Origin of the sequence: Pseudoxanthomonas beigongshangi (genome assembly GCF_016820515.1) — a bacterium.
In the GTDB taxonomy this organism is placed as follows: domain Bacteria; phylum Pseudomonadota; class Gammaproteobacteria; order Xanthomonadales; family Xanthomonadaceae; genus Pseudoxanthomonas_A; species Pseudoxanthomonas_A beigongshangi.
Window position 1 is genome coordinate 21,124 of record NZ_JADHDV010000033.1, and the last position, 9,810, is coordinate 30,933.

The following is a 9,810-nucleotide window of genomic DNA, read 5'->3' on the forward strand; positions in this document are numbered from 1 at the left end:
GAAAGGTCAGCGTAAACGCAGTCGCGGGTACGGCGCCCACTGGCTGGTGTCGGAAAGCACGGCGCGGTCGCCGGGGCGAAGACCGTTGCGGATTTCGATGCGATCGCTGGAGGCGGCGCCGAAGCGCACCGCGGTCTGGCGGGCCTCGCCATCGCCGTCCAGCACGAACAGGGTGCCGGGACTGCCAGGCACGGCCAGCGCCGGGCGCGGAATGCTGATCACGTCGCGCAGCACGCCCAGGCGGATGCGCCCGTCGACCGACAGATCCGGGCGCGCGCCGGGCGGCAGCTTGCGTCCCAGATCCACATCGATGGTCACGCTGCCGTTGCGTACCGCCGGATCGATGCGGGTGAGCCGACCCTCGACCACGCCATTGCGGGTGTCCACGCTCACCGCCAGGTCCAGCGACAGGTCCTTGGCCAGCACTTCGGGCACCTGCAACCGCGCGATCAGATCATCCGGACGCGCCACCCGTGCGAGCTTGGCGCCGACGGGGACCTGCTGGCCCGGTTCGACGTCGATCTGCTGGAGGATGCCATCGCTGCCGGCACGCACGTCCAGTGCCGCGACCTGCTGGCGCGCGATCGCCAGCGTGCTGGCGGCTTCGTCGCGCCGCGCCTGCGCCGCGCGCAGTTGCGCGGCCATGTTCTGGCGGAACGCGGACACGCGCCGGGTTTCGATTTCCGCGCGTCCCTGCTGGGTGGTCTCGGTGATCTGCGCCTGGCGCAGATCGATCTTCGACATCACCCCGGCGGCATGCGCGCGCTCGTAGGCCTGCGCCTTGACCTCGGCGATGCGCCATTCCGACTCCGCCTGCGCCTGCTGCGCCTGCTGGTCCAGCAACTGCGAGGCCAGCGACGTGCGCACCGAGGCGACTTCGGCCTCGGCGCCCGCCAGCGCCGCTTCGGCCTTTTCCAGGTTGGCGGTCAGCTCCGGATTGACCATGCGCAGGATCGCCGTGTCCGCGCCCACCCGGCTGCCGGGCTGCACCAGCACCTGCTCCAGCGTGGCGACGGCACCGGCGGTAATCCAGCGGATGTCGCGTGGCACCAGCGTGCCGGTGGCGCGGATCTCGCGCACCATGTCGCCGCGCTCGGCGTCGCCGATCCACAGGCTGCCGCGCTCGACCTTGGGCGCGGCCTGGCCCACGCCAAGCACGGCGACGGCGGCGACCGCCGCCAGGAACAGAATCGGGCCGCCGACAAGCAGCAGGCGGCGGCGGGATGCGGAGCGGGTCTGGGGGCGGGCGATGTCCATGTCCCCTTGAAGAGCATGCCGCGTGCCAATCGCGATGCGCGCTCAACTGATTGATTCAGTGGAAGATTCTTTCCCTCTGGGCACGCCGGCCTGTCCGTTTTCGTACTTTCGGCGTCCGCCACCGGGCGTCCTGGCGCCGTCCGTCGGCAAGTTGCTTCCCGGGATTTACATACTGTGTGACACAAAGTACTGTTCGCCAAACTTTACGGGGTGGAACATGGTGGAAGCGCGCGACAACCCGGGATCCAAGCTGGAACTGGAGCTGCGGCGCGGCGTGCTGGTGCTGGCGGTGCTGTCGCAGCTGCGCGAGTTCCAGTACGGCTATTCGCTGCGGCAGGCGCTGGCCCAGCGTGGCATGCCGATCGAGGAAGGCACGCTGTATCCGCTGCTGCGGCGTCTGGAAGGCCAAGGGGTGCTGGCCTCGGAGTGGCGGATCGAGGACGGCCCGCCACGCCGCTATTACCGCTTGAACGACGCGGGCGAGGCGATGCTCGCCGAATTGAAGGCCTATTGGGATTCGCTGGTCGGGACCATGGGTGGACTGCTGCAAGGGGACAGGAAATGAACGTGAACGACGTGATCGATGCCTATGTGATCGATGTGATGCGCCGCCTGCCCGCACGCGAGCGCAACGAAATCGGGCTGGAACTGCGTGGCCTGCTCGCCGAGATGCTGGCCGAACGCGCCGATGGCGAAGGCCGGCGCGCCGACGATGCGATGGTGCTGGCGCTGCTGCGCGAATTCGGTACGCCGGCCGAGGTGGCCACGCGCTACCGCCCGCCGGGCCTGGTCGCCATTCCTCCGCAGGAAACCGGCAAGTTCGCGCTGATCGCGATCATCGGCCTCGCCATCCAGTGGGCGATCAGCCTGCCGCACGTGTTCGACGGCCGCCTGCCGCTGGCCGGCTGGTGGCTGGGTCCGGGCCTGGGCGCGTTCTGGTGGCCGGGCTTCATGATCATGTTCAGCCTGCTCGCCGCGTGGCTGCGGCAGCGCGGCTGGTTCAAGCCGCGCTGGCGACCGCGAGCGGTCGATCCCGAACGCGTCAACCGCGGCGCGCTCGCCTTCGGCCTGGCGTGGTTCGTGATCGGCGTGGCCGTGGTGGTATCGCTGCCCTGGCTGGTACCGCATCTGCCCGGCGCGTTGCCGCGGGTGCTGGCGCTGGATCCGGATTTCCTGCGGATCCGCGCCTGGCCGGTGCTGCCGTTGTGGGCGGCCAGTTTCGCGATCCTGGCCTGCGTACTGGTGCAGGGACGCTGGTCGCCGCTCATGCGCAAGCTGGAGATCGTGTCCAGCGCGGCCTTCATCGCACTGCTGCTCTGGTGGGTCACCGCCGGCCGCATGTTCCAGGCCACGCCGACCGATCAGGGTGCGCGCGGCATCCTGGCGCTGATCGTCGTCATCATGCTGGTGGACCTGGGGGTCCGCCTGCATCGCGGCCGCACCCGCATCCGTGTGCCGGATCTTTCCGGCTGACACCACCGGCCGGCGCCGCCGGCCTTCCCGCTTCCCTTGCCAAGGAGTCCCGCCATGCTTCGCGCGTGTCTGCTTTCGCTCGCCCTGATTCCGGCCAACCTGGGCCTGGCCAACCTCGCTTTCGCGGATGAATCCGCTCCGTCTCCACCCGCGTTCGTTCCGCCACCCGCGCCGGGCGAACTCGTGGATATCGGCGGACGCCGCCTGCACCTGGACTGCAAGGGTGACGCGGCCGCTCCCACCGTGCTGTTCGAGGCCGGGCTGTCGCAGTACACCGCGCATTCGGGCTTCTCCAAGGCGCAGGACGCCATCGCGCCGTTCGCCCGCGCCTGCACCTATGACCGCGCGGGACTGGGCTGGAGCGATCCGGTTCCCGGCGCCCGCACGCAACAGGACATGGTGGCGGATCTGCACGCACTGATCGCCGCGAAGAAATTGCGGACGCCATTGGTGATCGTCGGCCATTCCGTCGGCGGACTGCTGGCGCGGCTGTACGCGCGGGAATATCCGGACGAGGTCGCCGGCCTGGTGCTGGTGGATGCCAGTCCCGAGCCGTATCTGTTCACTCCGGGCGCGGCGCAATTCCGCACGGGCCTGGCGGCGGAAATCGATGCCGGGTTGAAGAAGGCGCAGGGCGACGGTCCGGTCGTGCCGCTGCCGGCCGACGTCGAGCCCGACATCGTGGTGGCGTTCCTGCCGCGCGTGCTGGCCACGGTCAAGCAGGAATACGAAGCGCTCGATCGCGTGCCCGCCGCGATGCGGCAGGCGCATGGCTACGGCACTCTCGGCGATCTGCCGCTGGCGGTCATCCGGCGCGGCAAGACCGAGACGCCGCCGAACGCGGAGGATCTCCAGTGGCGCGAGTGGCAGGAAGATCTGGCGACCCTGTCCACGCACGGCTTCCTGGTGGTCGCGGAAAACACCGGCCATGTCATCCCGTACGAGAATCCGGCCGTGGTCGCCGGGGCGGTACGCCGGATCCTTGATGAGATCCGGCTCGATGAGGTCCGCAAGCATTGACCGGCACCACGCCGCACCGCGCGACGATCAGCGCGGTGCGCGCGCCTCGAACGCCGCGCGCGGTCGCGCGTGCAGATGCTCGCTGCGCAGCGCGCCGGGCGACTGGCCGATGATGCGCTTGAACGCCCTGCTGAAGGAGGCTTCGGAGTCGTAGCCCAGGCGATTGGCCGCCACCGCCACCCGCATGCCGTCCTGCGCGATCCAGCGCCGCGCCTGGAACATCTTGATCCGCGCGACATAGCGCGCCGGTGTCTCGCCGAGCGTGCGGGTGAACGCCTCGGCGAAGCGGGATCGCGACGCGCCCATCAGGCCGGCCAGCTCCGGCACCGTCCAGTCGCGTTCGGGTTCGGCGTGGATAGCCGCGACGACCTTGCCGATCGACGGGCAGTGCACGGCGGCGATCCAGCCGGAGGAATCGCTGCATCCGCACTCCACCCACGCGCGGATGATGCTGGCGGCCAGCACGTCGGCGAGCCGCGCCAGGATGCCGCACGCGCCGATGCGATCCAGCGCGACTTCGCGCTCCATCGCCTCCAGCATCGCCGGCACGGTGGGATCGCGCTGCGCCAGTTCGCCGGCACGCATCATGTCCGGCATCATCGCCAGCAGCGGATGCAATGGATCCAGGTTGAAGCGCAGGCTGCCGCAGAACATCACGGTGCTGGCTTCCGGATCGGCATCGCCGTCGTGCTCTGTCTTGACCAGGTAGATGTTCTCCGACACCGGCACCCGCGCCAGCGCGTCGATGTCCATCGTCGGCACGTCCGGCGCGCTGGCCAGCACGTGGAAACCGCCACGCGGCAGCAGCACCGCGTCGCCCGCGTTCAGGCGCACCCAGTCCGCATCCGGCAGCTTCAGCCAGCAGCCGCCCCGGGCGACGAAATGGAAGCGCGCCTCGCGGCTGGCCGGAAAGGCGATCGCCCACGGCGCCTGCATCACGCAGCGGCCGTATTCGACGCCGTCCAGGCGCAGGTCGAGCAGGACCCGGGTGAGCATGTCGCGTCCGCCGGCCGGCGCCTCGGCCTCGCCATGCGGGGTGGCGGGGTTCGAAATCCTGGACGAATGAGCAAGCATATCGGCCTTTCCGGCATGGAAACGCCAGCATCATACGCCTAATCTGCCCGTCCGCTCCCCCGGATTCCCTCGCCCGTGTCTTCCCCCTCCTGTTCCGACTGCACCGCCGACGGCCTGCTGGATGAGCCCGGTTCCCCGCTTGCCGACACCGCTTCCCCAACCATCGCCGGCGACGACGTCCCCGCCCGCTGGGCCGCCGTGGGCGCGCTGGCGCTGGGCGTGTTCGGCCTGGTCACCGCCGAATTCCTGCCGGCCAGCCTGCTCACCGCGCTGGCCTCCGATCTGTCCATCAGCGAAGGCGCGGCCGGGCAGACCGTCACCGCCACCGCCCTGATCGGCGCCATCGCCGCGCCGTCGATTCCGCTGCTCACCCGCCGCATCGACCGCAAGCACGTGATGCTGGCGCTGACGACGCTGCTGGTGCTGTCCAACGCGCTGGCCGTCGTCGCCGACAGCCTGTGGCCGTTGCTCACGGCGCGGGTGATGCTGGGCGTGGCGCTGGGCGGATTCTGGTCGATGGCCGCCGCGCTGGCGATGCGACTGGTGCCGGAATCGAAATTCCCGCGCGCGATGTCGTTCATCCTCACCGGCGTTTCGGTCGCCACCGTCTGCGCCGCGCCGGTGGGCGCGTGGATGGGCGAACTGTGGGGCTGGCGCAGCGCGTTCGTCGCCGCCGGCGTGGTCAGCGTGATCACGCTGCTGGCACAGATCTTCACCCTGCCCTCGCTGCCGCCGACGGCCAACCCGGATCTGCGCGTGCTCGGCCAGTTGCTGGGCCGGCCGGGCGTACGCATGGCGCTGCTGGCGGTGCTGCTGGTGATCTCGGGCCACTTCGCCGGCTTCACCTATCTGCGTCCGCTGATGGAGAACGTCACCCACCTGTCGGTCGGCGCGATCTCGGCGATCCTGCTGGCCTACGGCATCGGTGGTTTCTTCGGCAACTTCGCCGGCGGCTACCTGGCCGGACGCAGCGAGCGCACCGCGATCGTGTTCGGCGGCACCCTGATCGCGCTGCTGGCGATCGGCCTGCTGCTGGCCGGGCACTCGATGATCGTCACCGCGATCGCCATCGCGCTGTGGGGCTTCGCGTTCGGCGCGTTCCCGGTCGGTTTCCAGATCTGGATCATCCGCGCCGCGCCGGATCAGGCCGAAGGCGCGGGCGGCCTGCTGGTGGCCGCGTTCCAGATCGCCATCGCCACTGGCGCGATCGGCGGTGGCCTGCTGGTGGATCATGTCGGCGCGATCGGCGGTCCGCTGTTCGCGGTCGTCATGATGACGCTCGGCACCCTGCTGACCCTGCGCCACGGCCCGCGTCCGGCTAACTTGGCGGACGAAGCACTGCCTTCCCGTCCCGGTTTCCACTGAGCCTTCCGCATGTCCCTGCCCGCCGATTCCGCCGAAACGCCGCTCAACCGCCGCATCACCCTGGCCGCGCGTCCGCGCGGCCTGCCGGCGGCGACCGACTTCCGTCTGCTCCGCGAGCCGGTGCCCGTGCCCGGCGAAGGACAGGTGCTGTTGCGCACGCTGCACCTGTCGCTGGATCCGTACATGCGCAACCTGATGGACGAGATCGGTCCGGGCTATGCGCCGCCGTTGGCGCTGGGCGAGGTGATCGTCGGCGGCACCGTCAGCCGGGTCGAGAGCTCGCGCCATCCCGGTTTCCGCGAAGGCCAGATCGTGCTCGCCAACGCCGGCTGGCAGGACTACGCCCTGTCGGACGGATCCGATCTGGCCTCGCTGGATGGCCTGCCCCAGCCGTCGCTCGCCCTGGGCGGGTTGGGCATGCCCGGTTTCACCGCCTACGTCGGACTGCTCGACATCGGCCAGCCACGCGCGGGCGAGACGGTGGTCGTGGCCGCGGCGACCGGCGCGGTCGGCGCCGTGGTCGGCCAACTTGCCAAGCTGAAAGGCGCGCGCGTGGTCGGCATCGCCGGCGGCGCGGACAAGTGCCGCTTCGCGGTGGAGGCACTGGGTTTCGACGCCTGCCTGGATCGGCGCGAGGGAAACCTGGCCGAACATCTTGCCGCCGCCTGTCCCGACGGCATCGACGTGTACTTCGAGAACGTCGGTGGCGAAGTGCTGGACGCGGTGCTGCCTCTGCTCAACCTGCACGCGCGCGTGCCGGTGTGCGGCTTCATCGCCCACTACAACGATCGCGACGCCGCCGGCGCGGTGGATCAGCGGCCGCAGCTGCTGGCGACGATCCTGCAGAAGCGCGTGCGCATGCAGGGCTTCATCATCCTGGACCACTACGCGGATCGGTTCGAGGCGTTCCGCCGCGACATGCGGGACTGGCTCGCCAACGGCGACATCCGCCTGCGCGAGGACGTCGTGGACGGGCTGGAACAGGCGCCGGCCGCGTTCGCCGGCCTGCTGCAGGGCCACAACTTCGGCAAGCTGGTCGTGCGGGTGGCGGACTGACCGCCCCGTCCGACCTGGACGATCCGCTATCATCCGCGCAAATTCCCAACGCAGGAACGGACGTGGATTCGATTCGGGTACCGGTGTCGATCGGTGAACTGGCGGACAAGATCACCATCCTGGAGATCAAGTCCGAGCGCATCGCCGACGAGGGCAAGCGCCGCAACGTGCTCGCCGAACTGCAGGATCTTCTGCCGTTGTGGGCGCCGATCGCCGAGCGCCATCCGACCATGGCCGAGCTGAAGGTGCAGCTGAAGCAGGCCAACGAACTCATGTGGGACGTGCAGGACGCGCTGCGCGAAAAGGAAGCCGCGCAGGTGTTCGATGACGCCTTCATCCAGCTGGCGCGCGCGGTCGCCCAGCACAACGGTCATCGCGTGGGCCTGAAGAACGCCATCAACCAGCAGGCCGGCTCGACCTTCATCGAAGAGAAGGAATACCGCGCCGAGGGCTGAGCGCGCGGTTCCACACGCCACATCCCGCGGCTGCGTGCGCGGATGGGCCGGCTTCGCCGTCCTTGTTCGCTCCGGCCATCGTGACCGGTTAGCCTGTCGCGATGGACGCCCTGATCACCGCCGCCGCACGCGCCCTCGCCACCGGCGATGCCCTGGGCGCGCTCAAGGGCGTGGCCCTGCGCGAGGATCCGCCGGCGCTGGCGCTGCGCGGCATCGCGATGGCGCAACTGGGCGAGCATCCGCGCGCGCGCGAACTGCTGCGCCGGGCCGCACGCGGTTTCGGTGCGCGCGAACCGCTGTCGCGCGCGCGATGCGTGGTCGCAGAAGCCGAAGTCGCGCTGGCGATGCGGGATCTGGACGCCACCCCGCGTGCGCTGGAGAACGCCGTCGCCGTCCTGGAAGCGCAGGCCGATCACGTCAACGCCAGCCAAGGCCGCCTGGTGCTGGCGCGCAGGCAGTTGCTGCTCGGGCGCCTGGACGCCGCCGCCGCCACCCTGGCGGTACTGGCGCGCGGCCGGCTGTCGCCGGCGCTGGCCGCGATCGCGCAGTTGGTGCGCGCCGAACTGGCCCTGCGCGGATTGCGTACCGGCGCGGCACGCGCCGCACTGGAGCGTGCCGACGAAGCCGCCCTCCACGCCGGCATTCCCGCCCTGCGTGCGGAAGTGGCCGACGCGCGTTCGCTGTTGGCCCGTCCCGCGGCGCGGCGCCGGCACACCGAAGGCGAACAGTCGCTGCGACTGGACGAAGTGGAAACCCTGCTCGCTTCCGGCGCATTGGTGATCGATGCCTGCCGGCGCGGACTGCGTCGGGATGGCGCCTGGTATCCGCTGGCGCGACGGCCGGTGCTGTTCGCATTGGCGCGCGTGCTGGCCGAAGCCTGGCCGGGCGACGCCAGCCGCGAGCACCTGATCGAACAGGCGTTCCGCACACGCGATCCGGACGAGACCCACCGCGCCCGCCTGCGGGTGGAACTCGGCCGCCTGCGCGCGTTGGCGGCACCACTGGCGCGCATCGAAGCCACCGCGCGCGGCTTTGCGCTGATTCCGCACGACGCACGCGAAGTGGCGCTGCTGGTGCCGCCGCTGGAAAGCGAACAGGCCGAACTGCTGGCGCTGCTTGCCGATGGCGCGGCCTGGTCCACTTCGGCATTGGCACTGGCGCTGGATACCAGCCAGCGCACCGTGCAGCGCGCGCTCGCCGAGCTCGAGGCCGGTGGCCGCGCGCGCGCGGTCGGGCGTGCCCGTGCCCGGCGCTGGGTGGCGCCGCCGCTCACCGGATTCACGACGATCTTGTTACTCCCCGCTACCCTGCCCGCTGGCTAGAGTGTCTCCATCGCGCCGCAACTGGCGCACCACGCAGGAGCCAGGCCATGACCCGCACTTCCTCCCGTTCCGCCACCCCGGCCAAGGCCGCCGAAATCGTCCGCGAATACCCGCTCGATCATCTCGAAGGCGTGCATGGCGTGACCTACGACGGCACCCGCATCTGGGCCGCCACCAACGAGCGCCTGGTGGCCATCGATCCGGACAGCGGCGCCGCGGTTCGCAAGCTGGAGCGTCCCTGCGACGCCGGCACCGCTTTCGACGGCAAGTACCTGTACCAGATCACCGATTCGCGCATCGAGAAGATCGATCCGGCCAGCGGCGAGGTCTTGGCGACGATTCCAGCTCCCGCCGTGGGCGGGAACACCGGACTGGCCTGGGCCGAGGGCAGCCTGTGGGTCGGCCGTTACCGCGATCGCCGGATTCATCGCATCGATCCGGCCACCGGCGCCATCCAGCGCACCATCGAATCCAACCGCTTCGTCACCGGCGTCACCTGGGTGGACGGCGAACTCTGGCATGGCACCTGGGAAGGCGACGAGAGCGAGATCCGCCGCATCGATCCCGACAGTGGCGAGGTGCTGGAACGTTTGCAGATGCCGGCCGGCACCAACGTGAGCGGGCTGGAGTCCGATGGCGCGGATTTGTTCTACGCCGGTGGCGGCGGCAGCGGCAAGGTCCGCGCGGTGCGCAGGCCACGACACGCCGCGTGATGCCCGGCGCGGGCCACTGAACCAAGCACCGCACTTGCCCTTTCACGCTTTTTGCCTCCCCCTTTGAAAAAGGGG

At 70.1% G+C, this 9,810-nt stretch carries 10 protein-coding genes; 8 read left to right on the top strand and 2 right to left on the bottom strand.

Features of this window, described 5'->3' with window-relative positions:
* Positions 1-6 precede the first annotated feature (6 nt).
* The gene (locus IQ458_RS17735) at positions 7-1,257 is read right to left on the bottom strand and encodes an efflux RND transporter periplasmic adaptor subunit (RefSeq protein WP_235996954.1); all 1,251 of its coding nucleotides are present in this window, start codon (positions 1,255-1,257) and stop codon (positions 7-9) included.
* 217 nt (positions 1,258-1,474) lie between these two features.
* On the opposite strand from IQ458_RS17735, the gene IQ458_RS17740 reads away from it, so the two are divergent.
* From IQ458_RS17740 to IQ458_RS17750, 3 genes are read left to right on the top strand one after another with little or no spacing between them, the layout of a single operon-like run.
* On the top strand, positions 1,475-1,822 hold the full coding sequence (locus IQ458_RS17740) for a PadR family transcriptional regulator (RefSeq protein ID WP_203323647.1): 348 nt from the start codon (positions 1,475-1,477) through the stop codon (positions 1,820-1,822).
* 2 nt (positions 1,823-1,824) lie between these two features.
* Positions 1,825-2,730 (top strand): hypothetical protein, encoded by a 906-nt coding sequence (locus IQ458_RS17745; protein ID WP_203323648.1) that lies wholly within the window; start codon positions 1,825-1,827, stop codon positions 2,728-2,730.
* Between the two features lie 54 nt (positions 2,731-2,784).
* The gene (locus IQ458_RS17750; protein WP_203323649.1) at positions 2,785-3,750 is read left to right on the top strand and encodes an alpha/beta fold hydrolase; all 966 of its coding nucleotides are present in this window, start codon (positions 2,785-2,787) and stop codon (positions 3,748-3,750) included.
* 27 nt (positions 3,751-3,777) lie between these two features.
* Here the strand turns inward: IQ458_RS17750 and IQ458_RS17755 are convergent, their stop codons facing one another.
* A complete protein-coding gene (locus tag IQ458_RS17755; RefSeq protein ID WP_203323650.1) occupies positions 3,778-4,824 on the bottom strand; it encodes an AraC family transcriptional regulator in 1,047 nt (348 codons plus the stop codon).
* A 75-nt stretch (positions 4,825-4,899) separates the two neighbouring features.
* On the opposite strand from IQ458_RS17755, the gene IQ458_RS17760 reads away from it, so the two are divergent.
* The 5 genes from IQ458_RS17760 (at position 4,900) to IQ458_RS17780 (ending at position 9,735) form a co-directional block, all read left to right on the top strand.
* The gene (locus tag IQ458_RS17760; RefSeq protein ID WP_328805224.1) at positions 4,900-6,189 is read left to right on the top strand and encodes an MFS transporter; all 1,290 of its coding nucleotides are present in this window, start codon (positions 4,900-4,902) and stop codon (positions 6,187-6,189) included.
* A 9-nt stretch (positions 6,190-6,198) separates the two neighbouring features.
* On the top strand, positions 6,199-7,245 hold the full coding sequence (locus IQ458_RS17765; RefSeq protein WP_203323651.1) for an NADP-dependent oxidoreductase: 1,047 nt from the start codon (positions 6,199-6,201) through the stop codon (positions 7,243-7,245).
* A gap of 62 nt (positions 7,246-7,307) precedes the next feature.
* The gene (locus tag IQ458_RS17770; RefSeq protein WP_203323652.1) at positions 7,308-7,700 is read left to right on the top strand and encodes a DUF6165 family protein; all 393 of its coding nucleotides are present in this window, start codon (positions 7,308-7,310) and stop codon (positions 7,698-7,700) included.
* A 101-nt stretch (positions 7,701-7,801) separates the two neighbouring features.
* Positions 7,802-9,022 carry a helix-turn-helix domain-containing protein gene (locus IQ458_RS17775; RefSeq protein ID WP_192198047.1) on the top strand — a complete coding sequence of 407 codons (1,221 nt, stop codon included), beginning with the start codon at positions 7,802-7,804 and terminating at the stop codon, positions 9,020-9,022.
* Positions 9,023-9,069: 47 nt separating this feature from the next.
* Positions 9,070-9,735 (top strand): Vgb family protein, encoded by a 666-nt coding sequence (locus tag IQ458_RS17780; protein ID WP_203323653.1) that lies wholly within the window; start codon positions 9,070-9,072, stop codon positions 9,733-9,735.
* Positions 9,736-9,810: the final 75 nt, after the last annotated feature.

Coding starts and splice junctions, on each gene's coding strand:
- IQ458_RS17735 (WP_235996954.1), bottom strand. CDS start 1,257: ATGGACATCGCCCGCCCCCAGACCCGCTCCGCATCCCGCCGCCGCCTG.
- IQ458_RS17740 (WP_203323647.1), top strand. CDS start 1,475: ATGGTGGAAGCGCGCGACAACCCGGGATCCAAGCTGGAACTGGAGCTG.
- IQ458_RS17765 (WP_203323651.1), top strand. CDS start 6,199: ATGTCCCTGCCCGCCGATTCCGCCGAAACGCCGCTCAACCGCCGCATC.
- IQ458_RS17780 (WP_203323653.1), top strand. CDS start 9,070: ATGACCCGCACTTCCTCCCGTTCCGCCACCCCGGCCAAGGCCGCCGAA.
- IQ458_RS17750 (WP_203323649.1), top strand. CDS start 2,785: ATGCTTCGCGCGTGTCTGCTTTCGCTCGCCCTGATTCCGGCCAACCTG.
- IQ458_RS17775 (WP_192198047.1), top strand. CDS start 7,802: ATGGACGCCCTGATCACCGCCGCCGCACGCGCCCTCGCCACCGGCGAT.
- IQ458_RS17755 (WP_203323650.1), bottom strand. CDS start 4,824: ATGCTTGCTCATTCGTCCAGGATTTCGAACCCCGCCACCCCGCATGGC.